This window comes from Pannonibacter indicus (genome assembly GCF_001418225.1).
Taxonomy (GTDB): domain Bacteria; phylum Pseudomonadota; class Alphaproteobacteria; order Rhizobiales; family Stappiaceae; genus Pannonibacter; species Pannonibacter indicus.
This window is the reverse complement of record NZ_LIPT01000002.1, coordinates 386,684-412,377: the sequence shown is the minus strand read 5'-3', so window position 1 is coordinate 412,377 and position 25,694 is coordinate 386,684. Positions and strand designations below refer to the sequence as shown.

General features: G+C 64.8%; 21 protein-coding genes. 19 read left to right on the top strand and 2 right to left on the bottom strand.

Annotation, left to right across the window (positions count from 1 at the left end):
• Nucleotides 1–100: 100 nt before the first annotated feature.
• The 5 genes from ASC48_RS04835 (at nt 101) to gyrB (ending at nt 7,695) form a co-directional block, all read left to right on the top strand.
• Nucleotides 101–529, top strand: coding sequence for a rhodanese-like domain-containing protein (locus ASC48_RS04835; protein WP_055454648.1), 429 nt, complete (start codon nt 101–103; stop codon nt 527–529).
• A gap of 167 nt (nt 530–696) precedes the next feature.
• Complete coding sequence (dnaA, locus tag ASC48_RS04830; RefSeq protein ID WP_055454647.1) at nt 697–2,184, top strand: chromosomal replication initiator protein DnaA; 1,488 nt, start codon at nt 697–699, stop codon at nt 2,182–2,184.
• A 211-nt stretch (nt 2,185–2,395) separates the two neighbouring features.
• Nucleotides 2,396–3,514, top strand: a complete 1,119-nt coding sequence (gene dnaN, locus ASC48_RS04825; RefSeq protein WP_055454646.1) for a DNA polymerase III subunit beta — start codon at nt 2,396–2,398, stop codon at nt 3,512–3,514.
• A 439-nt stretch (nt 3,515–3,953) separates the two neighbouring features.
• A complete protein-coding gene (gene recF, locus ASC48_RS04820; protein WP_055454645.1) occupies nt 3,954–5,066 on the top strand; it encodes a DNA replication/repair protein RecF in 1,113 nt (370 codons plus the stop codon).
• Between the two features lie 175 nt (nt 5,067–5,241).
• Nucleotides 5,242–7,695 (top strand): DNA topoisomerase (ATP-hydrolyzing) subunit B, encoded by a 2,454-nt coding sequence (gene gyrB / locus ASC48_RS04815; RefSeq protein WP_055454644.1) that lies wholly within the window; start codon nt 5,242–5,244, stop codon nt 7,693–7,695.
• 81 nt (nt 7,696–7,776) lie between these two features.
• Here gyrB and ASC48_RS04810 read toward each other — a convergent pair whose 3' ends face one another.
• Nucleotides 7,777–8,754, bottom strand: a complete 978-nt coding sequence (locus tag ASC48_RS04810; protein WP_055454643.1) for a sugar-binding transcriptional regulator — start codon at nt 8,752–8,754, stop codon at nt 7,777–7,779.
• Between the two features lie 298 nt (nt 8,755–9,052).
• On the opposite strand from ASC48_RS04810, the gene ASC48_RS04805 reads away from it, so the two are divergent.
• The 4 genes from ASC48_RS04805 to ptsP are packed head-to-tail and all read left to right on the top strand — an operon-like array spanning nt 9,053 to nt 13,282.
• A complete protein-coding gene (locus ASC48_RS04805; RefSeq protein ID WP_055454642.1) occupies nt 9,053–10,462 on the top strand; it encodes a PTS galactitol transporter subunit IIC in 1,410 nt (469 codons plus the stop codon).
• Nucleotides 10,459–10,926, top strand: coding sequence for a PTS sugar transporter subunit IIA (locus ASC48_RS04800; protein WP_055454641.1), 468 nt, complete (start codon nt 10,459–10,461; stop codon nt 10,924–10,926). The genes ASC48_RS04805 and ASC48_RS04800 overlap by 4 nt, the downstream gene beginning before the upstream one ends.
• A gap of 42 nt (nt 10,927–10,968) precedes the next feature.
• Nucleotides 10,969–11,256, top strand: coding sequence for a PTS sugar transporter subunit IIB (locus ASC48_RS04795; protein ID WP_050473617.1), 288 nt, complete (start codon nt 10,969–10,971; stop codon nt 11,254–11,256).
• Between the two features lie 34 nt (nt 11,257–11,290).
• Nucleotides 11,291–13,282 (top strand): phosphoenolpyruvate--protein phosphotransferase, encoded by a 1,992-nt coding sequence (gene ptsP / locus ASC48_RS04790; protein ID WP_055454640.1) that lies wholly within the window; start codon nt 11,291–11,293, stop codon nt 13,280–13,282.
• A gap of 123 nt (nt 13,283–13,405) precedes the next feature.
• On the opposite strand, the gene ASC48_RS04785 is transcribed toward ptsP, so the two are convergent.
• On the bottom strand, nt 13,406–15,091 hold the full coding sequence (locus ASC48_RS04785; protein WP_055454639.1) for a tannase/feruloyl esterase family alpha/beta hydrolase: 1,686 nt from the start codon (nt 15,089–15,091) through the stop codon (nt 13,406–13,408).
• A gap of 288 nt (nt 15,092–15,379) precedes the next feature.
• Between ASC48_RS04785 and ASC48_RS04780 the strand changes: the two genes are divergently transcribed.
• The 10 genes from ASC48_RS04780 to ASC48_RS04735 all read left to right on the top strand — a co-directional run bounded on the left by ASC48_RS04780 (nt 15,380) and on the right by ASC48_RS04735 (nt 25,674).
• Complete coding sequence (locus tag ASC48_RS04780; protein WP_055454638.1) at nt 15,380–15,853, top strand: arsenate-mycothiol transferase ArsC; 474 nt, start codon at nt 15,380–15,382, stop codon at nt 15,851–15,853.
• Nucleotides 15,854–15,999: 146 nt separating this feature from the next.
• Nucleotides 16,000–18,021, top strand: a complete 2,022-nt coding sequence (locus ASC48_RS04775; RefSeq protein ID WP_082439984.1) for a bifunctional DedA family/phosphatase PAP2 family protein — start codon at nt 16,000–16,002, stop codon at nt 18,019–18,021.
• A 105-nt stretch (nt 18,022–18,126) separates the two neighbouring features.
• Nucleotides 18,127–18,558, top strand: a complete 432-nt coding sequence (locus tag ASC48_RS04770) for a YeeE/YedE family protein (protein ID WP_055454636.1) — start codon at nt 18,127–18,129, stop codon at nt 18,556–18,558.
• A gap of 5 nt (nt 18,559–18,563) precedes the next feature.
• Nucleotides 18,564–19,022 (top strand): YeeE/YedE family protein, encoded by a 459-nt coding sequence (locus ASC48_RS04765; RefSeq protein ID WP_055454635.1) that lies wholly within the window; start codon nt 18,564–18,566, stop codon nt 19,020–19,022.
• A 23-nt stretch (nt 19,023–19,045) separates the two neighbouring features.
• On the top strand, nt 19,046–19,939 hold the full coding sequence (locus ASC48_RS04760; RefSeq protein WP_055454634.1) for an MBL fold metallo-hydrolase: 894 nt from the start codon (nt 19,046–19,048) through the stop codon (nt 19,937–19,939).
• A 121-nt stretch (nt 19,940–20,060) separates the two neighbouring features.
• The gene (locus ASC48_RS04755; protein ID WP_055454633.1) at nt 20,061–21,845 is read left to right on the top strand and encodes a SulP family inorganic anion transporter; all 1,785 of its coding nucleotides are present in this window, start codon (nt 20,061–20,063) and stop codon (nt 21,843–21,845) included.
• Between the two features lie 257 nt (nt 21,846–22,102).
• The gene (locus ASC48_RS04750; protein ID WP_055454632.1) at nt 22,103–23,230 is read left to right on the top strand and encodes a hypothetical protein; all 1,128 of its coding nucleotides are present in this window, start codon (nt 22,103–22,105) and stop codon (nt 23,228–23,230) included.
• Nucleotides 23,231–23,281: 51 nt separating this feature from the next.
• Nucleotides 23,282–23,791, top strand: a complete 510-nt coding sequence (locus ASC48_RS04745; protein ID WP_208975532.1) for an MmcB family DNA repair protein — start codon at nt 23,282–23,284, stop codon at nt 23,789–23,791.
• A 69-nt stretch (nt 23,792–23,860) separates the two neighbouring features.
• Nucleotides 23,861–25,477: an FAD-binding domain-containing protein gene (locus ASC48_RS04740; protein ID WP_055454631.1), complete on the top strand. Its 1,617-nt coding sequence runs from the start codon at nt 23,861–23,863 to the stop codon at nt 25,475–25,477.
• 2 nt (nt 25,478–25,479) lie between these two features.
• On the top strand, nt 25,480–25,674 hold the full coding sequence (locus ASC48_RS04735) for a DUF2256 domain-containing protein (protein WP_341860373.1): 195 nt from the start codon (nt 25,480–25,482) through the stop codon (nt 25,672–25,674).
• Nucleotides 25,675–25,694 lie beyond the last annotated feature (20 nt).

Sequence of the window (25,694 nt, the reverse complement as noted above, 5' to 3'; positions counted from 1 at the left end):
AACGAAGTTCGAGCTCTTCTAAGCCCAAATTTCTCCTCAGATTTTGGTATCGATGGTGCGCAATACTCGATATTGCGAAGGGGGTCATTTGTCGAATTCTATGCCTTATGCGGGCGACGTCGACGTTAGGGCGGCTTATGAGGCGCTGACTGCCAGCCCCAATACTGTGCTGGTTGATGTGCGTACCCGGGCCGAATGGAATTTCGTCGGCGTACCTGATCTCCGAGCCATTGGTAAGGAGGTCATCTTTACCGAATGGCAGGGTTTTCCGGCCGGTTCACCCGTTCCGGACTTCGTTGCCACACTTTCGGCCGAACTGGAGCGGAAAGGGCTGGACAAAACGGTTCAGATCTATTTTCTGTGCCGCTCCGGCGCCCGGAGCCTGAATGCAGCCATTGCGATGACGCAGGCAGGATACGGGTCGTGCTTCAACATTGCCGACGGTTTCGAGGGCCCGCTTGACGGGACCGGTCACCGGGGCAGCGCCGGCGGATGGAAGGCCTGCGGCCTTCCCTGGATCCAGAGCTAGGGTCCTTCTTTAGACACTCAGGCAGACCCAACGGGACCACCTCCCCTGGTCCCGGCAGGTTCTGCCGTTCTTGAAACACGGGACAGCCCTCCAGGCGTCCCGACCGTATGAAACGGGAAAGCGGCTGTGGCGGACTGCTTTCCGGAACGAACGAGAGGCGAGGTGACATGCAAGTTCAGGAAGATATGGGCGCTGAACAATGGAACCGCGTCAAAAAAAGCCTGCGGGCCGAGCTGGGCGATGACGTCTTCTCCAGCTGGTTTGCACGCGTTGACCTGGAAGAAAATGCAGATGGCACCGTGCGTCTGTCCGTACCCACCCGCTTTCTGAAGCAGTGGATCCAGTCTCATTACCGCGACCGGCTGATGGGCCTTTGGAAGCGTGAATGCGAAAACGTGCATCGCATCGAACTGACCGTGCGCGGCGCCATGCGCCCCCGTCAGGTCGAGATGCCAATGGCCAGCAGCAGCAGCCTGTCCGCGCCCGCCCGCCCGGTGGCTCCGGCTGCCGCCGAGGCGCGCCCGATTTCGCTGAGCGAGCCGACCAATGCGGTCGCCGCTGCGCAGGCCGCGACCGCCGCTCTTGCCCGCGCCGAAGCCGACATGGGCAGCCGCGACGTGCTGCAGGGTGCAGCGCTCGATCCGAAATACACGTTCGAGACCTTTGTCGAGGGCGAATCCAACGGCCTGGCGCTTGCTGCTGCCAAGCAGGTTGCCGCCGGCGGCGCCGTCACCTTCAATCCGCTCTATCTTCATGCCTCGGTCGGCCTCGGCAAGACCCATCTGATGCAGGCTGTCGCCGCCAAGGCGCGTGCTTCCGGCCGCAAGGTGCTTTATCTGACAGCCGAGCATTTCATGTACCGTTTCGTTGCGGCGCTGAAGGCCCAGTCGGCCCTGTCCTTCAAGGAAACCCTGCGCAGCATCGACCTTCTGCTGATCGACGACATGCAGTTCCTGCATGGCAAGCAGGTGCAGCAGGAATTCTGTCACACGCTGAACGCCCTCATCGACGGCGCCCGTCAGGTCATCGTGGCTGCAGACCGCGCCCCATCCGAACTGGACACGCTGGATGACCGGGTGCGCTCGCGCCTGTCCGGCGGCCTGGTTGTCGGCATCAACGAGCCAGACTTCTCCCTGCGCCGCAACATCCTGTCGGCCCGCGTAGCCAATCTGAAGAAGTCCTACCCGGCTTTCTCCGTTCCCGACATGGTTCTGGATTATGTCGCCCGCCACGTGGTGTCCTCCGGGCGCGACCTGGAAGGCGCGCTGAACCGGCTCGTTGCCCATAACCAGCTCACCAACCAGCCGGTGACGCAGGAAATGGCCGAGATGACCCTGCGGGACCTCATCCGCTCCAGCGAACCGCGCAGGGTGAAGATCGAGGACATCCAGCGGATCGTCTCCAAGCACTATAATGTGACCAAGGCCGACCTGCTGTCGGCCCGCCGCACCCGCACCATCGTGCGTCCGCGCCAGATCGCCATGTATCTGGCCAAGGTGATGACGCCGCGCTCCCTGCCGGAAATCGGCCGCCGCTTCGGCAACCGCGATCACACCACGGTTCTGCATGCCGTGCGCAAGATCGAGGAAATGGCCCGCGCCGATGTGAGCCTGGCGCAGGAGCTGGAGCTGCTGAAGCGCATGCTGGACGCGTGAGCCCAAAGGCTTGCGCGAAGACTTGGGATAGTGGGGGAAACTGCCGCCGTCCTTGCGAAGATTGATGTTTTGAGGGCGTCCAACCGGGCGCCCTCTTGCATTTTGTGGCCATAAAGGGCAGGTTCGGTGCCCCGCTCCTGCCCTGCCGGAGCATACGGTTTCCTGCGTCAGGCCACCTGGTCTGACCGTCACGAGTACACGGAAGACGCGCATGAAAGCGACCCTCGAACGGACCGACCTGCTCAAGTCCCTGACCCACGTGCACCGGGTTGTCGAGCGCCGCAACACGATCCCGATCCTGTCGAACGTGCTGCTGCGCGCCGATCAGGGCTCGCTCAAGCTCAAGGCGACGGACCTTGACCTTGAGGTCGTGGAGACGGTGCCTGCGATGATCGAGCGGCCCGGCGCGACGACCGTGCCCGCGCATATGATCTATGACATCGTGCGCAAGCTGCCCGAGGGCTCGCAGGTCGTGCTGGAAACCTCCAGCGACAATGCCACGCTGGAACTGAGGGCCGGGCGCTCGCGCTTTGCGCTGCAGATGCTGCCCGAGACAGATTTCCCGGATCTGACAGCCGGTACCTTCACCCACCAGTTCACGCTGGCAGGCGGTGCGATCCGCAAGCTGATCGACACGACCCAGTTCGCCATCTCCACCGAGGAGACGCGCTACTATCTGAACGGCATCTACCTGCACACGGTTGCCGGGGAGCAGGGCCAGATGGTGCGGGCGGTTGCCACCGACGGCCACCGCCTTGCCCAGGCCGAAGTGCCCGCGCCGCAGGGTGCTGCCGGCATGCCGGGCATCATCGTGCCGCGCAAGACGGTGGGCGAAGTCCAGAAGCTGCTGGAGGACCGCGAGGCCGAGGTGACGGTGGAGATCTCCAGCACCAAGATCCGCATCACCAACGGGCCGGTGGTTCTGACGTCCAAGCTGATCGACGGCACCTTCCCGGATTACGGCCGCGTCATTCCGCAGCACAATGACAAGGAATTGCGCGTCGACCGGGACGAGTTCAAGGAAGCGGTGGACCGCGTGTCGACCATTTCCTCCGAGCGTGGCCGGGCCGTGAAGCTGTCCATGTCGGAAGGCCGTCTTGTGCTGGCCGTGAACAACCCGGACTCGGGCAGTGCAACGGAAGAACTGGCCGTCGAATATGATGCCGAGCCGATGGAAATCGGCTTCAACTCCCGCTACCTGCTGGACATCGCAGCCCAGCTGACGGGTGACACCGCCCTGTTCCGCCTGGCAGATTCCGGCTCCCCCACCCTCGTTCAGGACAACGCCAACGGCGACAGCCTCTTCGTGCTGATGCCGATGCGGGTGTGAGGGGGCCCTTAAGCGGGGCAAGATTTGACAAGCCGGTTGCGGACATGTGTGCGCAGTGCTGCATCTGGCTTATGGCAGGGCCTTTGCTCTCCCCTCCCGGCGAAGAGGCAATTGTTGATATGGACGCAAGGAGGAGCGAATGCTCTCTTTTGCCGCAGCGCCCCTCTCCCCCCTTGAGGAGGAGATGTCTGCGTCAGCAGACAGAGGGGGGCAGCGTTTCAGCAAAGCAGGGTCTCTCCCAAGCAGACAGTCCGTTACCTCCCTCTGCCCCCTGCCGGGGGCATCTCCCCCTCAAGAGGGGAGAGGAATTTGTGCCCTGGTCAGGCAGGGGGAAACGCAGCCCCGCCGGAGGGAGGGGGGCGGAAAGGCTGCGCGAGAGAGAACAAGCAGCCCCTATGCCTCTGCGTCCTGCCACACCCCATTGCCATGACGGGACACCATGACCGGTATCAGCCAGGTGGCGATTGAGCGCCTCACGCTGACGGATTTCCGCAACTATGCGCAGTTTGTCCTAGCGCCAGAGCGGAAACTCGTGGCGCTGGCCGGAAACAATGGCATCGGCAAGACCAACATTCTGGAAGCCATTTCTCTCCTGACCGCCGGCCGCGGCCTGCGCCGCGCCAGCCTTCCGGATATTGCCCGGCGCGGCGGCGAGGGCGGGTTTGCCGTCAATGCGCTGATCACCGGCCCCCTGGGCGAAACACGGCTCGGCACCGGATATGGGGCGGGCGACAGCGGCCGCCGGGTGCGGATCGATGGCATGGAAGCGCGCTCCTCCGAAGTGCTGCTCGACTATCTGCGCGTCCTCTGGCTGGTTCCGGCCATGGACGGGCTGTTCACCGGCCCTGCCGGCGACCGGCGCCGCTTTCTCGACCGGTTGACGCTGTCGATCGATCCGGCGCATGGCCGCCGGGTGAATGATTTCGACAAGGCGCTGCGCCACCGCAACAAGCTGCTGGAGGATGGCGGTTCTCCCGCCTGGCTGGAGGCCATCGAGGCGCAGGTGGCCGAGCTTGGCGTCGCGCTGGCGCTCGCCCGGCGCGAGACCGTCAGCCTGCTGCAGGGGCGGATCGAGGCGCTCGACCAGCTGGGCCTGCCCTTCCCCCGTGCGCTGCTGGTGCTGGACGGCGAATTCGAGAGCGAGGCCACCGGCCTTGCCGCCAGCGATCAGGAAGACCTGTTGCGCCGGCGGTTACGCGAGGGCCGTGCGCGCGACCGGGCGGCGGGGCGCACCCTCACCGGCCCGCACCGCAGCGATTTTCTCGTCACCCATGCGGCCAAGGTGATGCCCGCAGCACTCGCCTCCACTGGTGAGCAGAAGGCGCTGCTGATCGGACTGGTGCTCGCCCACGCGGATCTGACGGCGGCGGTCTCGGGCATGACGCCCATTCTGCTTCTGGACGAGGTGGCGGCGCATCTGGACCCGGGCCGGCGGGAAGCGCTTTTTGCCCGCCTGACCGCGCTGGAAGCCCAGGTTTTCATGACAGGCACGGACAAGGCCCTGTTCGATGCCCTGCCGGACAGCGGCGAGATTCATCTGCTGGGCAGCTGAGCGGCGGACAGCTTGCTGCCGCGGCGCAACATCCGCCCTCAAAAGGCCGGTTTCCTATGGTTTTTCCACCGGTGAAACCCCTCACACCCGGCCATTTGGCCGGGTTGGTTGAACCCTCCGGCCAGTGCCGTATAAGGGTACATTGATCCCCTGGACCGAATGGTGACTGATTCGGATGAGCGATACTTCGATTCCCGAGAACACCCCGTCTGCGGAAAGCTCTGCAGCACAGGAATATGGCGCTGACAGCATCAAGGTGCTGAAGGGCCTCGACGCTGTGCGCAAGCGCCCGGGCATGTACATCGGTGACACCGACGACGGCTCCGGCCTGCACCACATGGTCTATGAGGTTGTCGACAACGCCATCGATGAGGCATTGGCCGGTCATGCCGACCATGTGACCGTGACCCTCAACGCCGATGGCTCCGTCACCGTGACAGACAACGGCCGCGGCATTCCCACCGACCTGCACCCGCAGGAAGGGGTATCTGCAGCTGAAGTCATCATGACCCAGCTGCACGCGGGCGGAAAGTTCGACCAGAATTCCTACAAGGTTTCCGGCGGCCTGCACGGCGTGGGCGTTTCCGTGGTGAATGCCCTGTCCACCTGGCTGGACCTGCGCATCTGGCGCGCGGGCAACGAGCATTACATGCGCTTCCGCCATGGCGATGCCGAAGCCCCGCTGAAGGTGACCGGCCCGGCCAACGGCCGCAAGGGCACGGAAGTGACCTTCCTGCCCTCGCCCGAGACTTTCACAAAGACCGAATTCGATTTCGACACGCTGGAGCACCGCCTGCGCGAGCTGGCGTTCCTGAACTCCGGCGTGCGCATCATCCTGACGGACAAGCGCGGCGTCGAGCCGCGTGTGGTCGAGCTGTTCTATGAGGGCGGTCTGGAAGCCTTCGTGCGCTATCTCGACCGGGCCAAACACCCGCTGCTGGATGCGCCCATTTCCATGTCGGCCGAGCGTGACGGCATCACGGTCGAAGTCGCCATGTGGTGGAACGACAGCTATCACGAGCAGGTGCTGTGCTTCACCAACAACATTCCCCAGCGCGATGGCGGCACGCATCTGGCCGGTTTCCGCGGGGCGCTGACCCGTCAGGTCACCGGTTATGCGGAAAGCTCCGGCCTTCTGAAGAAGGAAAAGGTGTCGCTGACCGGCGATGACTGCCGCGAGGGCCTTACCTGCGTTCTCTCCGTCAAGGTGCCGGACCCGAAGTTCTCGTCCCAGACGAAGGACAAGCTGGTGTCCTCCGAAGTGCGCCCGGTGGTGGAGAACATCATCAACCAGGCGCTGGCCGAATGGCTGGAGGAAAATCCGGCCAAGGCGAAGGCGGTGGTGTCCAAGGTGGTGGAAGCCGCTTCCGCCCGTGAAGCGGCGCGCAAGGCGCGCGAGCTGACCCGGCGCAAGGGCGCGCTCGACATCGCCTCCCTGCCCGGCAAGCTCGCCGACTGTCAGGAGCGCGACGCTTCCAAGGCCGAACTCTTCCTCGTCGAGGGTGACTCGGCAGGCGGCTCGGCCAAGCAGGGCCGCCACCGCGAGAACCAGGCCGTGCTTCCGCTGCGCGGCAAGATCCTCAACGTGGAGCGTGCGCGCTTCGACAAGATGCTCTCTTCCAACGAAATCGGCACGCTGATCACCGCGCTCGGCACCGGCATCGGCAAGGAAGAGTTCAACGTCGAGAAGCTGCGCTACCACAAGATCATCATCATGACGGACGCCGACGTGGACGGCGCCCACATCCGCACCTTGCTGCTGACCTTCTTCTTCCGGCAGATGCCGGAGCTGATCGAGCGCGGCTACATCTATATTGCCCAGCCGCCGCTCTACAAGGTGAAGCGCGGCCAGTCGGAGCAGTATCTCAAGGACCAGACGGCGCTTGAGAACTATCTGATCGGCACCGGCCTTGAAGACACGTCCCTGGCGCTCGCCAATGGCGAGGTGCGCATGGGCGCGGATCTGCGGCAGGTGGTGGAGCAGGCGCGCGCCATCAGCGGCATTCTCGACGGCCTGCACTCGCGCTATGACCGTGCGGTGGTGGAACAGGCGGCGATTGCCGGCGCGCTCAATCCGGACACGCTCAACGACCGGGAAAAGGGCGAGCAGGCGGCTGCCTATATCGCCCGCCGTCTCGACATTCTCGCCGATGAATTCGAGCGGGGCTGGACGGCCGGGGTGCGTGACGATGGCGCGCTCGTCTTCCGCCGCACCGTGCGCGGTGTGGATGAGGTGGCCACCATCGATCCGGCGCTTCTGGCCTCGGCCGATGCCCGCCGCCTCGATGCCCATTCAGCCCATCTCAACGAGATCTATGGCAAGGCCGCCGTTCTGCGCCGCAAGGAAACCGAGACGGCGATCCGCGGGCCGCAGGCGCTGCTGTCCACCATCTTCGCCCTCGGCCGCAAGGGCCTTAGCCTGCAGCGCTACAAGGGCCTTGGCGAGATGAACCCGGAGCAGCTGTGGGAGACGACGCTGGACCCGAATGCCCGCTCGCTGCTGCAGGTGAAGGTCAAGGAGGCCGATGCGGCCGATGACATCTTCACCAAGCTGATGGGTGACGAAGTGGAACCGCGCCGCGAGTTCATCCAGGACAACGCCCTCAGCGTTGCCAATCTGGACGTGTGATGCCGGATCCGGCGGGCTGACCCGCCGGATTTCCTCCCGCAGGGGCTGGCTTCATGCCAGCGCGGATGTCTCAGGCCCAATTCACGCCCCCTTGCGGGCCAGTGCCTGGGCGATTTCCTGATCAATGATGATGGTGCGGGCAAGACCTGCCTTCATCACCGCCTTCAGGGGCTCGGTCTTGCGGGCACCGGAAGCGATGATGACATTGGTGCCGCGTTTCAGCGCCCCGAAGGAGATGCCGACGCGGCGCTCGTTGAGGGCGCAGTCCACCAGACTGCCATCGGCGGCCAGCAGAAAGCCGCCGATCTCGCTGACGGCGCCAGCGCGGATAGCGTCCTCCACCTCTGCCGCACCGATCCCCGCCAGCCGGAAGAAGGTGCCGCCCGGCTGCACGCCGCCGCAACTCAGCAGATTGAGCGCCGCCGTCTCTCCCTTGTCCAGCATCGCCCGCAGCACCGGGTCCTGCTCCAGTGTCTGGCGCGTTTGCGGGCTGCCGACGTGGCTGGGCAGGGGCAGGGTGCGGGCTGGGCAGCCAATGGTGGCGGCCAGCTGCAGGGCCACCGAATAGGAACTCACCCCGTCATCAATGGATGAGGCACCGATCATCGCCACAACGAGGCAGTCGCTTTTGGAAAGCTGGCGCATGGCATCGGCCATGCGGGCAATGGTCCGCCCGCCGGCAACGCCCAGGATCATATCCGGGGTGCTCAACAGAATGCGGGACAGGTAATTGCTGGCGGCAATGCCGACCGCCTCGCGCCCCAGCCGCTCGGCCAGTTCCGGCTCGGAGGACTGGGCCTCCAGCGGCGGCGTCAGCACGCATTCCTCCACCCCATAGCGCTGGCTGATCCAGTCGCTGAGCGCGAGGGTTTCCGCCATTTCATGCTCGACGGAGATCTTCACCAGCCCCGTGTCGCGGGCCTGTGCCAGCAGCCGGGTGACCTTGGTGCGCGACAGGTTGAGCCGCCGGGCCACCTGTTCCTGCCCCAGTCCATGGACGTAATAGAGCCATGCGGCGAGCACGCCCAGATCGTCATCACCGGACTTGGGTCTTGCCATGTTTCCTCCCTCGGACATTGCCGGAGCATTTCACCTTGCACCTAAATGATGCAGACAGTGCGCCACAGCAATCTGAACAAATGTTCAATATCAGCACGCTTGACACATATCTACATCCGGGTTTAGACAAAAGTGCACAAGATGCACATTTGCCCAATCCTTTGCCGGAGAAGGCCATTGCGCATCGGGCTGGCGGAAAGTGCAGCAGGCCTCCTGGAGGGAGAGTGCCTGCCGCGTTAGGAGCTTTCCGTCCCGGGCCTGCCCGGATTTCTGGCCGGAACCTTGGGAGGAAAAACACATGGATAGCCTGTTGTCTGGGCTGAAGACTGTCGTCGACGGATTGGGCGCGACGGTTCTGCTGCCGGTCATCATCTTCATCATTGCCGTGGTTCTGGGCGCCCGCCCGGGCAAGGCGTTCCGTGCCGGTGTCACCATCGGCGTCGCCTTCATCGGCATCAATCTCGTCATCGGCCTGATGTGGACCAACCTCAGCGAGGTGGCGCAGGCCATTGCCACGAACACCGGCGTCACCCGCGACATCGTCGACGTGGGCTGGCCATCTTCGGCCGCCATTGCCTTTGGCTCGCAGGTCGGCCTCTGGATCATCCCCATCGGCATTGCCGTGAACGTCGTGATGCTGCTCGCCGGCCTCACCCGCACACTGAACGTGGATGTGTGGAACTTCTGGCACTTTGCCTTCGTCGGCTCGCTGGTGGTCGCGGCCACCAATTCGCTCGGCATGGGCCTTGCTGCCGCTGCCATCATTGCCGTCATCTGCCTGATCTTCGCCGACTGGAGCGCCAAGGCCGTGCAGCGCTTCTATGGCCTGCCGGGTGTTTCGGTGCCGCATCTTCTGTCTGTCCAGATCCTGCCCATCGCCGTGGCGGTGAACTGGGTCATCGGCCGTATCCCCGGCCTGCGCGACATCGACCTCAGCACCGATCACATCCAGGAGCGTCTTGGCGTGCTGGGTGAACCGGTGGTGCTGGGTCTCGCCATCGGCGTGGTGCTGGGCACCATCGGTTTCTGGAACCCGGATGATGTTGCCGGCATGATCACCAAGGTGCTGAAGACCGGCATCAACCTTGCCGCCGTGATGCTGCTGCTGCCGCGCATGGTGAAGATCCTGATGGAAGGCCTGATCCCGGTCTCGGAAGCCGCCCGCGACTTCGTTCAGAAGCGCGCCGGCAGCCGCCAGATCAACATCGGCCTCGATTCGGCAATCCTCATCGGCCATCCGGCGGCCATCTCCAGCGCGCTGCTGCTGGTGCCGATTGCCATCTTCCTGTCGGTGGTGCTGCCGGGCAACCGGGTGATCCTCTTCGCCGACCTTGCCGTGATCCCCTTCGTCGTGGCCCTGGCCGCGCCCATCGTGCGGGGCAACGTGCTGCGCATGGTGATCATCGGCACGGTTACGCTGGGCCTCGGCTTCTACATGGCTGGCGCACTGGCCCCGCTCTTCACCAAGGCTGCGGTATCCTCCGGCTTTGCCATGCCGGAAGGCGCCTCGCAGATCACGGCCATAGGTGACGGCTTTGTCTGGCTTGTCTGGGCAACGCTGGAGCTGGTCCAGGTGTTCGGCATCCTCGGACTGGTGATCCTGGCCATCTGTGCTGCTGCGGCCCTGCTCGCCCTTGTCACCAAGCGCGCCACGCTGGAGAAGCTGGCAGGCGGCGAAGACGATGCTGCCAACGGAGCGAATGCATGACGCAATCCCTTGCAGACTGCGTGGTTGAGGACGGTATCTTCCTCAAGGCGCAGGCACAGGACGCAACCTCGGTGATCGGCCTTCTGGCCGGTCACCTCAGGGCCAAGGGCCTTGTCGCAGACACCTATGTGCAGGCTGTCATCGACCGGGAAAAGGTGATGCCCACCGGCCTGCCAATGGAAGACGGGCTGGCGGTGGCGGTGCCCCACACCGATCCGCAGCATGTCATCCGCTCCGGCATTGCCATCGCCACGCTGGCGGAACCTGTTGCCTTTGCCAGCATGGACGATCCGGACAATCAGCTGGCCGTACGGGTGGTTTTCGCGCTGGCGCTGAAGAGCAAGGATGAACAGATCGGCATGCTTCAATCCATCGGCAGACTGCTGCAGGATGGGGCGCGAATCCGCAAGCTGATCGAGGCATCCGATCCTCACGAAGCACGGACGCTTCTGAACGCCGCCTGACCCGCAAAGCGGGCGGCGCAGAAGAACAACAGGAGGAAACTGATGGCGCAGACCAAGACCGTTCTCGTGGCATGCGGCACCGCCGTCGCCACATCCACCGTGGTGGCCAACAGCCTGGAAGAGGCCATGGCCGCGCGCGGCATCCGCATCGAGACCCGCCAGTGCAAGGCAACCGAGGTGCCCAGCCTGATCGATCAGGCCGATCTCGTCGTCTCCACCACGCCGCTGCCGCCCAACCTGCCCAAGCCCGCGATCGTCACGCTCGCCTTCCTCACCGGCATTGGCCGGGATGCGGAAATCGAGAAGATCGCCAAGATCCTCGCAGGCTGAGCCTCGTCTGATACACGAAAACGGGACAGGACCGATGGAGACGATGAAGCGCGTGCGCGTTGGCGTTGAGGGGGGCTTGCATGCCCGCCCGGCTGCCGAGCTCGTCCGCCTCGCCAAGGGCTTCGAGGCAGAGATCGTGATCGGAGCCGGAGCGCAGACCGCCTCGGCCCGCTCCGCGCTGAAGCTGCTGCTGCTTGGCGTCAAGGAAGGCGACGAGGTGGAGCTGCGCACCAGCGGTCCGGATGCCGCCGAGGCCCTGTCCGCCGTCTCCGGCTTTCTGACCGGCGGAACGGCACATGAATCCGCCGAAGCCCCCGTCTCTGTAGCCAGCAAAGCAATCCCTGCCTCTGCTGAGGAACATGCTCCTGCCGCTGGCGCAGGGCCCGCTGGCGCCCTCAAGGGCATCGGGACGGGTGGCGGACCTGCCATCGGTCCGGTGTTCCATTTCATCCAGCCCGCGCTGGAGGCTCCGGCCGGCCCCACCCCGCCGGAAGCCCGCAGCGCAGAGCTGGAGAAAGTTGAAGGCGCCCGCGTCCGGCTGCTGCAGCAGATCCATGACGATGCAGCCCGCGCCGTGTCGCCTCAAAGCCGCGACATTCTGACCGCCATCGCCAGCCTTGCCGAAGACGCAGACTGGGCCGCAGCCATTGCCGCCCATGTGGCTGACGGACAACCGGCCATCACCGCCATTCTGACCTCAGGGCGTGAGACGGCAGCCGCCCTTGCTGCCCTGCCGGACCCTTACGCCCGCGCCCGCGCCGAAGACATGAATGCGGTGGCCCGGCTGCTGGCACTTGCCGTCAACGGCCTGAAGCCGGTCTCCCTTGCTGATTGCCCGGAAGGGGCGGTCATCGTGGCCGAAGATCTCACCGCTCTGGAAATCGGCGCGGCAGACCTGCGCCGCACTGGTGGCCTCATCTGCCGCAATGGCTCGGCCACCAGTCATGCCGCCATTCTGGCCAAGGCCTTCGGCATTCCCGCCGTATTCGGTGTGGCTGACCCGCAAGGCAAGCTTGGCGCCGCGCGGACGGCCGCGCTGGATGGCACATCGGGGCTGGTCTACCCGGACCCTTCATCTGATATCGCGGAGGAGTTCACGGCACGCTGCGCACAGGCGCGCGCCGAGGCGGAGCGGCTCTCCGCGCTCCGGGATGTGGCACCGGTCACGCGCGATGGCACACCGGTCATCGTGGCCGCCAACATCGGCTCGGTGAAGGACATTGAGCTGGCAAAGAAGCACGGCGCCATGGGCGTCGGACTGATGCGCACTGAATTTCTGTTCCTGAGGCGCACCGCCCTGCCGGATGAGGAAGAACAGTTTTCCACCTACCGGACCGTGCTGGAGGCTTTCCCCGGACATCCGGTGGTGATCCGCACCCTCGACATCGGCGGCGACAAGCCGGTGCGCGGCATTTCTGTGCCGCAGGAGGAGAACCCCTTCCTCGGCCTGCGCGGCGTCCGGTTGTGCCTCGCCAATCCGGGTCTGTTCAAGGTGCAGCTGCGGGCGCTCTTGCGCGCGGCCCCTTACGGCGATCTCAAGGTGATGCTGCCCATGGTCAGCGATCCGGCGGAAATCGCCAGCACCCGCAAGCTCATCGCAGCCTGCGAGGCAGAACTGACAGCAGAGGGGAAAACTTTCGGGAGCTTTGATCTCGGCGCCATGGTGGAAACGCCGGCCGCCGCGCTCATCGCCGATGATCTTGCGGCAGTCACGGCCTTCTTCTCCATCGGCACCAATGACCTCACGCAATATGTCATGGCCGCCGACCGGATGAACCCGTCCGTCGCCAGTCTCTGCCAGACGGACCATCCGGCTGTTCTGCGCGCCATCCGCATGGTGGCGCAAGCGGCTGAGGCGCATGGCATCTGGTGCGGCATCTGCGGCGAGGCTGCGTCCGATGCGGGCCTGCTTCAAACCTTCCTTGATGCGGGCGTGCGCGAGCTCAGCATGGCGCCAGCCTCCATCCCCCGCATCAAGCAGGCCATCGGCGCTGCCACCCTCTCCTCCCCGCCTCAGACCCCCTGAGGTCAAACGCCACCTGCCCCGGAAGACCGCTTCCGGGGCATTTTTCTTGGCTAAGCCCGTGCGGCGCTTGAGCATCTTCAAGGCGTAATGCGTCAGCATCGAAAGCCTTGGTATTATGGGGTCTCACTGACAGGTGAAGCTCTCCGCCAAAGCCGGATCGCTGCCGGTGTAGCGGGCCACCTGCGGATGCGGGCAGAGCTTGCGCGTCACCCTGCCCAGCGCCGCCATGCCCTCCCTGTTGCCGTCCGTCACGGACGCAATCACCGCACCGGGCGCTTTGCCCTTTTCCACCCAATCGGTCAGAGAGGTGAAAAAGTCGAAACCGTCTGCCGTGGGGCCACTGGCGCCGTGGGGCATGCCGGCAATCCGGTAGTAGCGGATGAAGCCGTCCAACTCCGCGCCTGCATTGGCCGAGAGTTTTTCGAACCAGCTGTCCGTGTCGCGGATCGAGAACACCGGATCACCCGCCCCATGGAACAGGACAATCTTGCCTCCGGCAGCCCGGAACGCAGTCAGATCCGGATTATCCGCGCCCGGCGGGGTCATGAACTCCATGGCGGATTCGGGAAACTCTTCCGTCTTCGCAAAGATCTTCGGCGCGTCCGTGTCGAAGTTGAAGGCGGCAAGATAGGCCATCAAAGCTTCGGGCGATCCTTCGACGCGGGTGGGTGGAGTGGTGAAGATCTGCGCCAGTGAAGGAGCACCCAGCGCCACGATACGCGGCAGATTGGCAAAGGCCTCCGCTTCGCTGTTGATCCGCCACATGCGCCAGTTGGACGAGGCCATGCCGGCATCCCAGACCCAGGGGGCGTAAAGCTGCCCGCCCTTGCTGTTGTGCGGCCCCTTGAGGATCGTCTGCAGCGCATCAATCTTGGGCTGGCTCAGGCAGCCGGTTTCCCGCCCGGCCTTGCAGGCAAGCGCGGAGACATCAAAGGCCTTCTGGCAGCCATCGATATCCTGCGCCAGACCATCCTTCAGGCCGTCCAGCCCGTCGCAGGCGTCCAGAATTCCCCTCGCCAGAACATCTGTATCGTCCTTTGACAGGGACGTGCGGATGTCGCCGGAGATGGCGGCCAGTGCCTGCAGGTCATGGGCGTGCTGCACGGCGGCCTTGGGCAGATTGAAACCGGGATAGGCAATCAGCAGCCCGTCAAAGGCATCGGGCATCCGTTCTGCCGCCACCATGGCATGGCGGCCGCCATTGGAGCTGCCAAGCCCGTAAGACCGCTGCACCGGCTGGCCGTAGAAGGCCTCTATCATCTGCAACGCCACCGGGTTGAGCCGGGCCACGGCACCATAGCCATAGTCTCTGCGTGCCTGAGGATCGAAGCCGAAGCGCGCTCCGCCTGCGAGACCGGCATCCTTCACCGCCGCGCCATCATGCCCTGCATCACTGGAGACGACTGCATAGCCCCGGCCAAGCGCCGTCTGGCTCCTGTCGCCGCCCAGCACCTGACCAAGGGCGGGCACCACGCGGCCATCATTGCCGCCATTGAACTGATGCACGAAGCCGCCGTTCCAGTTTTCCGGCAGGCGCAGTTCAAAGGAAATGGCGTAGGGCTGGCCATCCACACCGGTGCGCTGATCCAGCTTGCCCCGAACCACACAATGGGAAACGGGCGACACATCGCTGCGGCCAATCGCGGCATCCTTGGCAACCGCATCGCTGCCGGTGACGTCCAGCCCCTCGATCTGGAACAGGCCCGCAGCGGCGGCGCAATCTGCCGCCGCCTGCACGTTTTCCGTGGCCGCCAGAGGCAGCAGCGGCGCCGCCAGCAGGCTGGCAAGCAAGGCTTGTCTGAATTTCATTTCCGTCCTCCCGAAACAAAATCCGGTCTGCATCGTTTTCTGCCTGTGACTCAGCTCCTCCTGTGGTCGCAGCCAGTAAGTGCAGTCCGGATGCAATCCGTATTGCAGGTCGTATGCTAGCGGGCATCCTTTTGGCTGGACAAGTCAAAACCGCGCCACGGTCATGCAGCCGCCACCTTGCTGGCCGTGCCGCGGCATCCGGTTTTGCACGAACTGCCGCTGTCACACGTCCGTAGTGTCATCTGACTAAACAGACGCCCAAGGGGCGATGATTCGAAGAGGCCTGGAATGACCCCGTCGACTGTGCTTTTCGTCTGTCCGGACAACGCTCTGCTGGGGCCGCTGGCCGAGGCGTACCTGAACAGCCTTGCGCCGCAGGGGATTCGTGCCTTTTCTGCAGGCCCCAATCCGCGCGGCACACTGCATCCGCTTGTGCGGCGCCTGCTGCAGGACCATGGCCTCGATGCGCAGGGCCTTGAGCCCAAGAGCTGGGACATCTTCATGCTGCCCCATGCGCCGCAGCCCGACCGCGTGGTGGCGCTGACGGACAGTGTGGCTGGCGGCCATCAGCCGGACTGGCCGGGCAACCCGCGCCGCACCCTGTGGCAGGTGGCGGCCTGCGAGGCTGACAGCCGTCCGGAAAGCCTTGCGGCCTGCAGCGAGTATTTCCGCCGAATCCGCCGCTGTATCGACCAGACGCTGGCCCAGCATAGAGCTCCCATAGAGCGGCAGGCGCAGGAACTGCTCATCGCATCCTGTTGAAGCCGCATGCACCTTGCCGAAACTTTCTGGTGCTAGATACCTGTTGAGCACATAGGCCGGTACTTATATGCAGGCGGCCTTGGCCCGCGAAACTTCCGGCCGAGCATTGGCGCTGCAAAGATGTTGCGATCAGGTGGAAGCCGTTCTTGACCGAGTATCTCAATCAGATCGTCACGTTCCTTGGGGATAATCCCGAACTGGCCGGGCTCATCTGCTTCCTGATTGCCATGGGCGAGGCGCTCTTCATTGTCGGCCTCTTCGTGCCCAGCACCGTTGTGCTGGTCGGCGCGGGCGCGCTCGCAGGTCTCGGCAAGCTCGATCCGGTGTCGATCTTTCTGTGGACCACTCTCGGCGCGATTGCCGGTGACGCGATTTCCTATTGGGTCGGCTATTTCTACAAGGACCGGCTGCGCAATGTCTGGCCGCTGTCCCGCTACAAGAGCATCATGGAGCGTGGCGAGGCCTTCTTCCGGCTGCATGGCGGCAAGAGCGTCTTCATCGGACGCTTCGTGCCGGGGGTGAAATCCGTTGTGCCGGGCATCGCCGGCATGGTGGGCATGGACGCCTGGTACTTCACCTTCGTCAACGTCATCTCGGCCATTGCCTGGGCCGTCTCGCACCTCGGACCCGGCTTCATTGCCGGTACGGCGCTGAGTGCCATCGGCGAGGTCAGCGGCCGTCTGGCGGTGATGCTGGGCGTGCTCTGCGTCATTCTCTTTGTCGTGATCATGCTGGGCCGCTGGCTCATCCAGATCATCATGCCGCTGTTCGCCGGCACTCATGGCGCCATCATCGGCTGGTTTGCCCGCCGTCCCGGCACGGTCTCGCAGTGGGTGGCCCGCTCTTTCGATCCGCAGCATCCCCGCTCCACCGGCATGCTGGCATCCGCGCTCCTGCTGATCATCACCATGCCCGCCTTCTTCTGGCTGGTGACGCAGCTGACGCCGGGCGACAGCCTGACCCAGGCGGATCTGGCGATCCGCAACCTGTTCGAGAGCCTGCGCTCGCCGCTGGGTGACCGCATCCTCGTGCCCATCACCATGCTGGGCGATGGTTTTCTGCTGACCATCTTTGCGCTGCTGGCCGCAGCCTATCTGTTTGTCCGCAAGGCCTGGCGCCGGGGCACCGGTTTCCTCATCGCCGTCAGCACGACGGCGCTGTTCGTGCCCCTGATGAAGGCTCTCGTCGTGCGTGACCGGCCCAATGCCTTTGGTGACGGTGTGCACAGCTTCAGCTTTCCCTCCGGCCACACGACGGTCACCACCGTCATTTTCGGCATCATTGCCGTGCTGATCGCTCATGAGCGCTCGGCCTGGTCCAAGGCCGGCATTTTCACCATCACCGCCATCTATGTGCTGACCATGGCTTTCTCCCGGGTCTATCTCGGGGTGCACTGGACCAGCGATGTGCTGGCGGGCCTGCTGTTCGGCACCGCCATGGTCTCCGCCTTTGCCTTCGTATTTGGCCATGTCCACAACGAAAAGGTGGGCCGGGGCGTGCTGGTGGCGATTGTCGCCAGTGCCTTCGTGGTGTTCGGCGGCTGGCACATCACCCGCAACCTGCCTGCAGCCCTTGCCACCTACAGCCCCGTGGCGAACGAGCAGGTGCTGGACAAGGCGGACTGGCTCGACAGCGGCTGGACCCGCGTTGCCCCGCGCCGCGTCGGCCTCAGCGGTGATGAGGAAGAGCCGTTGATCGTGCAATATGCCGGAGATCTCGGCGCCCTTGCCCGCCGGCTGGAACAGGAGGGCTGGCAAAAGGCTCCGGCCTGGACCGTAAGATCTGCGGCCGGCTTCATTGAGGGACAGACCAGCGCGGAGGTTCTGCCCGCCCTGCCGCGGACCCATTACGGACGCTATGCCGCCCTTGTGATGATCCGCAACAGCCATGCGCCGGACAAGAAGGACGACATCCGTCAGGTGCTGCGCCTTTGGCCCACGAGCTTCGTCGTCGGGAGCGGTGAGGACGTCACCCCCCTTTATGCTGGCGGCATCATTTCGGAAGAGATCCTGCATCCTCTGGGAGAATTCTCCGCCCCCAAGACGGAACAGGCCGCCCCGCTTGCGGACCGCAATCCCTTCCTGCAGCTGCCGGGTGCGACGGAGCGCCAGCGCCCGGATGGATCGGCGGTGACCCTGGTCCCTGCCCCGCCACCGGCGGCTCAGTAGTTTCGTTTAATTGAAAATACGTCTTGGCACGGGCCGCTTAGTTTCCTATGTATGAAACAAGTGGCCGTTTCCGGCTGCCTTCAGGCATATGAAGAGAGGGTCAGAATGCCAACCGAATTCACGCCGCTCCTGTCGCTGGCAGGGGGCGCACTCATCGGCCTTGCCGCCGTTGTACTGATGGCCGTTCATGGCCGCATCGCCGGGATCACCGGCATTCTGGGCGGGTTTCTGCCGGGCTCGGGCGAAAGTGACCGCGGCTGGCGCATGGCCTTCATCGCTGGCATGATCGCCGCTCCCATCACCGTCATGGCCGCGACCGGCAGCATGCCGCAGATCGCTGTGCCGGTTTCCACACTTGCGCTGGTGGCGGGCGGATTTCTGGTTGGCATCGGCGCCACCTTCGGCTCCGGCTGCACCAGCGGCCACGGGGTCTGCGGCCTGTCGCGCCTCTCCGCCCGCTCCATCGCAGCGACGCTCACCTTCATGGCCACCGGCGCTGTGACCGTCTTCCTTGTCCGTCACGTTTTCGGAGGCTGAGACCCATGCGCATTCTCTCTGCCTTTGCGATCGGCCTCGTCTTTGGCCTCGGCATTCTGCTGTCGGGCATGGTCAATCCGGCCAAGGTTCTGAATTTCTTCGATATTGCCGGAACCTGGGACCCCAGCCTTGCCTTTGTCATGGGCGGCGCCCTCGCCGTGACAGCCGCCGGCTACCAGATCCTCTTCCGCAAGGGCGGCGCGCCGCTGCTCGCTCCGCGCTATCTGGTGCCCACCCGCAAGGATATCGATCCGAAGCTCATCGGCGGCGCGGCCGTCTTTGGCATCGGCTGGGGCCTGTCCGGTTTCTGCCCCGGCGGGCTTGTGCCCGCGCTCGGGCTTGGCCAGAGTGAACCGTGGATCGCCTTTGCGGCCGTCGTCGCGGGCATGCTGGCTGCCCGGGCCATCGGCATGCTGCAGGTGCAGCAGAAACCGGCGCGTCCGAAGCTCGCATCCGGCGAATGACCAGACCCCTCAGGAGAGACACCATGAGCACGCAGTCCTATCCGGTTGACATGACGGTGACCCCCGAGGTCACCGCCTTCTTTGATCCGCTGACCAACACCATCAGCTATGTGGTGAAGGACCCGGCCTCGGAGGCCTGCGCCATCATCGACAGCGTCATGGACCTCGACTATGCCGCCGGGCGGATCAGCTATGTCTCGGCGGACCAGATCATCCGCTTCGTCGAGGAGAACGGTCTCAGGGTAGAATGGCTGATCGAGACCCATGTCCACGCCGACCATTTGTCTGCCGCGCCCTATATCCAGGGCAAGCTGGGCGGCAATCTGGGCATCGGCAGCCAGATCACCGTGGTGCAGGAAACCTTCGGCAAGATCTTCAACGAGGGCACGGAGTTCCAGCGCGACGGCAGCCAGTTTGACCGGCTGTTCGAGGACGGGGACACCTATCAGGTCGGCAGCATGACCTGCTTTGCCATCTACACCCCCGGCCACACGCCGGCCTGCATGACCCATGTGATGGGGAATGCCGCCTTTGTGGGGGACACCCTGTTCATGCCCGATGGCGGCTCCGCCCGCGCCGATTTTCCCGGCGGGGATGCCGGCACACTCTATGATTCCATCCAGAAGGTGCTCGCCCTGCCGGATGAAATGCGCCTCTTCATGTGCCACGACTACGGCCCCAATGGCCGCGACATCCAGTGGGAGACCACGGTGGGTGAGGAAAAGGCGCATAACATCCACGTGGGCGGCGGCAAGACGCGTGAGGAATTCATCGCCTTCCGCACCGCCCGCGATGCCGAACTCGACATGCCGAAGCTGATCATCCCCTCGCTGCAGGTCAACATGCGCGCCGGCAAACTGCCCCCGGCAGACGAAAGCGGCAAAACCTTCCTCAAGGTTCCGGTCAATGGGCTTTAAGGAGCGTTTTGCTTCCACGGCACAGCGTTCCAGTCCCCCTCCCCTCAAGGGAACGGGGGACTGAGAGGCATCAGCCAAAGACTGCTCTCCACGTCTGTTTTCTCCCTCCAGCGAGCCCCCAATGAACCGGCTTCAGCGCTATCTTCCGATTCTCGACTGGGCCCGTACCTATGACCGGGCGGCGGCCACCAATGATCTCATCGCCGCCGTGATCGTGACGATCATGCTGATCCCGCAGTCGCTGGCCTATGCGCTGCTGGCGGGGCTGCCGGCGGAGGTCGGGCTCTATGCCTCCATCCTGCCTCTGGTGGCCTATGCCATCTTCGGCACCAGCCGGGCGCTGGCGGTGGGGCCGGTGGCGGTGGTGTCGCTGATGACGGCTTCTGCCGTAGGCGAACTGACGGCGCAGGGCACGGCGGAATATCTGGGCGCGGCCATTGCGCTTGCCTTCCTCTCCGGGCTTATTCTCATCGTCATGGGCTTGTTCCGCCTCGGTTTTCTCGCCAATTTCCTGTCCCATCCGGTGATTTCCGGCTTCATCACCGCCTCGGGCCTGCTGATTGCCGCCAGCCAGCTGAAACACATTCTCGGTGTGCCGGGCGGCGGCACCACGCTGGTGGAAATCACCTCGTCTCTGGCTGCCAATCTGGGCCAGATCAATCTCATCACGCTTGCCATCGGCATTCCGGCCATCGGCTTCCTGTTCTGGGTGCGCAAGGGGCTGAAGCCGCTTCTGATCCGTACCGGACTGAAGCCAAGGCTCGCCGATAGCATCGCCAAGGCCGGTCCTGTCGCCGCCGTCGCCGTGACAACCCTACTGGCTGCGGCCTTCGGCCTCGGCAATAAGGGGGTGAAGCTCGTCGGCCACATTCCCGGCGGGTTGCCCACGCCGGTGCTGCCGCCCTTTGACGCAAAGCTGTGGCTGGACCTTCTGGGCCCCGCCCTGCTCATCTCCGTCATCGGCTTTGTGGAATCTGTGTCCGTGGCGCAGACGCTGGCGGCCAAGAAGCGCCAGCGCATCCTGCCGGATCAGGAGCTGATCGGCCTTGGCGCCTCCAATGTGGCCTCGGCCATTTCGGGCGGCTATCCGGTGACCGGCGGCTTTGCCCGCTCGGTCGTCAATTTCGATGCAGGCGCCGAAACTCCGGCGGCAGGCGCCTTTACCGCCGTGGGCATTGCGCTGGCCACCCTGTTCCTGACGCCGCTTCTCGCCAGCCTCCCGCAGGCAACCCTTGCCGCCACCATCATCGTCGCCGTGCTCTCGCTGGTGGACTTTCCGGCCCTGCGCCGCACCTTCCTCTATTCACGCAGCGACTTTGCCGCCATGGCCGCCACCATTCTCGTCACCCTGCTGGTGGGGGTGGAAGCGGGCGTCACCACGGGCGTCATCCTCTCGGTTCTGCTCTATCTGTTCCGCACCAGCCGCCCGCACATGGCTGTCGTCGGCATCGTGCCGGGCACGGAGCACTTCCGCAATGTTCAACGTCACAAGGTGGTGACCGGGAGCACGGTGCTGACCGTCCGCGTCGATGAAAGCCTCTACTTTGCCAACAGCCGCTATCTCGAAGACCGCATCCTGGAACTGGTGGCAGAACGGCCGCAGATCCGCCATGTGGTGCTGATGTGCACCGCCGTGAACGTGATCGACGCCAGCGCCTTTGAAAGTCTTGAGGAGTTGAACCGGCGGCTCAAGGATTCCGGTGTCACCTTTCATCTGTCAGAGGTGAAGGGCCCGGTGATGGACCGGCTGAACCGCACCGATTTCACCCATCATCTCACGGGGCAGGTGTTTCTCACCCAGTATGATGCCCTGTGCAGCCTCGACCCCGAAACCGCCCACGTCTCCGAATCCCGCCACCCCAAGCGCCGCGCAATGAGCACGCTGTGGGATGGTCCGGAGATTTGAGGGTGGGGGAGCTCAACCCTCAGCTTTTCCATCGTCACCCCGGACGAAGCGCAGCGGAGATCCGGGGCCGGTGAGCCAAGGTTTTTCGGCGATGCTTCTGGGACAACCAACTTGCGCCCCGGCTCACCGGTCCCGGCTCGGGGGCCGGGGTGACGATGGAGGGGCTGAGGATTCGCCAGCAAGCGGCCATGGCGCCTTGTCCGCCCAGTCCACCTTTCACTTGCCTTCCGCACTTCACCCAGGCAAGGGTCGCGGCCATGGAAAAGATGCCCCAGCCCATACCCGCAGAAGCACCGCCCGAGGCGAGCCTCCGGCAGCGGTTCGTATCCGGCCCGCAGAGCGGCGGGAGTGGCATTCTGGCCGTCGTCTACTCGCAGGTGCGTGTGCCCGGAGGCCGGTTCGGGCTGGAGCGGCTGTTCATCGACACGCGCCACGCCTGCCTCTTCCTCAACGACCTGCGCTGGCGCTGGTATGAGGGGCAGGCGGCAGCCATCGACGCGGCGATTGACGCCGCTGTGGCCGAAGCGAAACCCTCGCGCATCATCCACTATGGCTCGTCCATGGGCGGCCATGCGGCGCTGGCGGCGGGCTTGCGCCGGGGAGATGGCGAGGTGCACAGCTTCGGGCCGGAGCTGGAGCCCGGACGGCCCGGCACCCAGAGCGCCGGTTACGGCCTGCCACACCCCGGCACGGCTGCGCAGGCGCTGGCACTTGCACCGGAATTCGCAAGGCTCGAGACCCCGCCCGCCCATCCGCTGCATCTCTACTTCGGCCATTTCGATGCCGCTGATGCCGCAGGCGCGGCACGGGTTCTCAGCCGCAAGGCGGAAGTTCCGGCGATGTCTGGCATCTACGTGCATGAACTGGCCTCCTGCCATGCCAGCCATGATCACCTCTATGCGCTGAACGTCATCCGCAAGATCATCCGCACCTTTGAGCGCGATCCGGCGGCGGAACTGGCCGCCCGCGATCTGCTGCAGCCGCTGCCACCCGCATTCCACGCCGGGTTCTCACAGGCCGCCGAACTGCTGGCGCAAGGCATCTTGCCGGACGAAGCAGACCTTCTGCGGCTGAGCGGCCTTGCCCCGGACCACATCGGCCTGCTGCGCCTGAGAGCGGATGCTGCCGCCGCGTGCGGAAATCTGGAATCCGCCCTTGCCCTGATGACAGAGGCCGAAGCACAGATTGCCAGCCATCCCGGCCTTGCCGCCCTGCCCAAGCGCTGGCGCAAGGACCTGACGCTCGCCCGCATCCGCTGGATGGCGGACCTTGGACGGCAGGGGGAAGCGGCGGACCTGCTGAGGTCTCTCGCCGCGCTGATGCCCCATGACGCAAAGGTTCTGGCGCTGGCGGGAGAGCTTGGCATCAACCTGCCGGAAAGCTGAAATGCAGGGATAGCCCTTGCATTTTCCGAACAAATGCGGAACATTTGCAGGATGAATCCGCTGGACCTTGCCCGTACCAACCGCATTGCCCTGCATGACCCGCTGACGGACGGGCGCCAGTCCGAAACGGCGCTCAAGGTCTGGCGCGGGGCGGCCCGGCTCATGCGCCTGCAGGGCTTTGCCTGCCTGCCCGAGCTGACTCTTTCCTCCGGGCGGCGGGCGGATCTGATTGCGCTGGGCCCAAAGCACGAGATCATCATCATCGAGGTGAAATCCTCCATCGCGGATTTCAGGGCAGACACCAAATGGCCGGACTACCGCGCCCATTGTGACCGGTTCTATTTTGCCACCCATGTGGATGTGCCGGCGGAAATCTTCCCAGAGGATGCCGGGCTGATCCTGTCTGATGGCTATGCCGCAGATATCCTGCGCGAGGCCCCGCACCATCCGCTGGCCGCCGCCACGCGCAAAGCCGTGACCTCCCGCTTTGCCCGTCAGGCGGCGCTGCGCCTGCATGACCTTCTGGACCCGGATGCAAGGGCCATCGCTAGCGTGCTCTGATCCTTGACGCTGGGACTGGCGTAAGAGGGACAGTCTCCACGCGAACCCAAGCCCTTGCCAGACCCCGTCATGCCCACGGCCTCTAAACCCTCTTCATCCGGTCTGCAGGTTGTCTGGTTCAAGCGGGACCTGCGCACCTTTGATCATCAGCCCCTGTTCGAGGCCGCCCGCCTTGGGCCGGTGCTGCCGCTCTATATCGTGGAGCCGGGTCTGTGGGCGCAGCCGGACATGTCCGGCCGCCAGTTCGCCTTCCTGCGGGAATGCCTTGAGGAGCTGCGGGAGGTCCTCGCCCGGCTGGGCCAGCCGCTGGTCATCCGCACGGGCGAGGCGGTGCCGGTGCTTTCCGCGCTGCACCGGGCGCGGGGCATCGCCGCCCTGTGGTCGCATGAGGAAACCGGCAACCTGTGGACCTTCCGCCGCGACCTGGCGGTGAAGGCCTTTGTACGGGCCGAAGGCATCCCATGGCACGAGCCGCGCCAGACCGGCGTGGTGCGCCGTCTGGCGAGCCGCAACGGCTGGGCTGCGCGCTGGGATCATGACATGCGCAAGCCCCTGCTGCCGGAGCCCCTGCTCACTCCGCTTTCCAGCCTTGGCCACATCATTGATCCCGGCCCCCTGCCCCCGGCGGGCGGTCCTGGCCTCGCGCCAGACCTCTGCCCCCAGCGCCAGCCCGGCGGGCGCAAGGCGGGCCTTGCCTGTCTTGAGGGCTTCCTGCACCGGCGCGGCAAGACCTACAGAGCCGGCATGTCGAGCCCTGTTTCCGGCTTCGATGTTTGTTCGCGCCTCTCGCCGCACATCGCCTTCGGCACGCTGTCCTTGCGGGAGATTACGCAGCGGGCGGAAGACCGGTTGAACCATCTGGTTCTTGCGGGGGATGCGCCGGGTGCAGCCACATGGCGCGGTGCCGTCAGTTCCTTTCTAGCCCGGCTGCACTGGCACTGCCACTTCATGCAGAAGCTGGAGGATGCGCCGCGCATCGAGGTCAGCAACCTGCATCCCGCCCATGACGGCCTGCGCCCGCGTGAGCCGGACCGGGCGCGGCTGGAGGCCTGGATGAAGGGCGAAACGGGCCTGCCCTTTGTGGATGCCACCATGCGGGCGCTCCTTGCCACCGGCTGGATGAACTTCCGCATGCGCGCCATGCTGATGGCCGTCTCCAGCTATCACCTGTGGCTGGACTGGCGCACGCCGGGGGAGCATCTTGCCCGCTGTTTCACCGATTATGAGCCCGGCATCCACTGGCCTCAGGTGCAGATGCAGTCCGGCACCACGGGCATCAACACCATCCGCATCTACAATCCGGTGAAACAGGGGCTGGATCAGGACCCGGATGGCCGCTTCATCCGCCGCTGGGTGCCGGAATTGCGCGCCATTGCGGACGCTTTCCTGCACGAGCCCTGGAAAGCCCCCAACGCGGGCGCCGTGCTGGACAAGGCCTATCCGCTGCCGGTGGTGGATCATGTGGCGGCCGCACGGGAAGCGCGGGACAAGGTCTGGTCCTTGCGCAAGGACCGTGAGTTTCACAAGGCGGCTGACACCATTCAGGAGCGGCATGGCAGCCGCAAGTCCGGCATCACCCGCCGGGGCCGCGATGGCGGAGCAAGGCGCAAGCGCCCGGCAGACACCACTTCCCAGCTCAGCTTCGGCCTGTTGCTGCCGCAGGAGGAGGGCGAGGGCAGACCATGAAGATGCGCAAGAAATCCGATCTGCCGGTCAAGACCTGCCGCACCTGCGCAAGGCCCTTCACCTGGCGGCGCAAATGGGCCCGCGACTGGGATAACGTGCTCTATTGTTCGGACCGCTGCCGGAGCAACCGCAACAACTGCGGCCCGCTGGCTGAAGATCCGGGAGAGGAGACGCAAAGTTCCTCCCGCAGGCGCTAGAGGCTGCCGTCTCCGGCTCC

What these genes read in the sequence shown, in the direction of transcription:
- ASC48_RS04835 (WP_055454648.1), top strand. Translation starts at nt 101, where the DNA reads ATGCCTTATGCGGGCGACGTCGACGTTAGGGCGGCTTATGAGGCGCTG.
- dnaA (WP_055454647.1), top strand. Translation starts at nt 697, where the DNA reads ATGCAAGTTCAGGAAGATATGGGCGCTGAACAATGGAACCGCGTCAAA.
- dnaN (WP_055454646.1), top strand. Translation starts at nt 2,396, where the DNA reads ATGAAAGCGACCCTCGAACGGACCGACCTGCTCAAGTCCCTGACCCAC.
- recF (WP_055454645.1), top strand. Translation starts at nt 3,954, where the DNA reads ATGACCGGTATCAGCCAGGTGGCGATTGAGCGCCTCACGCTGACGGAT.
- gyrB (WP_055454644.1), top strand. Translation starts at nt 5,242, where the DNA reads ATGAGCGATACTTCGATTCCCGAGAACACCCCGTCTGCGGAAAGCTCT.
- ASC48_RS04810 (WP_055454643.1), bottom strand. Translation starts at nt 8,754, where the DNA reads ATGGCAAGACCCAAGTCCGGTGATGACGATCTGGGCGTGCTCGCCGCA.
- ASC48_RS04805 (WP_055454642.1), top strand. Translation starts at nt 9,053, where the DNA reads ATGGATAGCCTGTTGTCTGGGCTGAAGACTGTCGTCGACGGATTGGGC.
- ASC48_RS04800 (WP_055454641.1), top strand. Translation starts at nt 10,459, where the DNA reads ATGACGCAATCCCTTGCAGACTGCGTGGTTGAGGACGGTATCTTCCTC.
- ASC48_RS04795 (WP_050473617.1), top strand. Translation starts at nt 10,969, where the DNA reads ATGGCGCAGACCAAGACCGTTCTCGTGGCATGCGGCACCGCCGTCGCC.
- ptsP (WP_055454640.1), top strand. Translation starts at nt 11,291, where the DNA reads ATGGAGACGATGAAGCGCGTGCGCGTTGGCGTTGAGGGGGGCTTGCAT.
- ASC48_RS04785 (WP_055454639.1), bottom strand. Translation starts at nt 15,091, where the DNA reads ATGAAATTCAGACAAGCCTTGCTTGCCAGCCTGCTGGCGGCGCCGCTG.
- ASC48_RS04780 (WP_055454638.1), top strand. Translation starts at nt 15,380, where the DNA reads ATGACCCCGTCGACTGTGCTTTTCGTCTGTCCGGACAACGCTCTGCTG.
- ASC48_RS04770 (WP_055454636.1), top strand. Translation starts at nt 18,127, where the DNA reads ATGCCAACCGAATTCACGCCGCTCCTGTCGCTGGCAGGGGGCGCACTC.
- ASC48_RS04765 (WP_055454635.1), top strand. Translation starts at nt 18,564, where the DNA reads ATGCGCATTCTCTCTGCCTTTGCGATCGGCCTCGTCTTTGGCCTCGGC.
- ASC48_RS04760 (WP_055454634.1), top strand. Translation starts at nt 19,046, where the DNA reads ATGAGCACGCAGTCCTATCCGGTTGACATGACGGTGACCCCCGAGGTC.
- ASC48_RS04755 (WP_055454633.1), top strand. Translation starts at nt 20,061, where the DNA reads ATGAACCGGCTTCAGCGCTATCTTCCGATTCTCGACTGGGCCCGTACC.
- ASC48_RS04750 (WP_055454632.1), top strand. Translation starts at nt 22,103, where the DNA reads ATGGAAAAGATGCCCCAGCCCATACCCGCAGAAGCACCGCCCGAGGCG.
- ASC48_RS04745 (WP_208975532.1), top strand. Translation starts at nt 23,282, where the DNA reads ATGAATCCGCTGGACCTTGCCCGTACCAACCGCATTGCCCTGCATGAC.
- ASC48_RS04740 (WP_055454631.1), top strand. Translation starts at nt 23,861, where the DNA reads ATGCCCACGGCCTCTAAACCCTCTTCATCCGGTCTGCAGGTTGTCTGG.
- ASC48_RS04735 (WP_341860373.1), top strand. Translation starts at nt 25,480, where the DNA reads ATGCGCAAGAAATCCGATCTGCCGGTCAAGACCTGCCGCACCTGCGCA.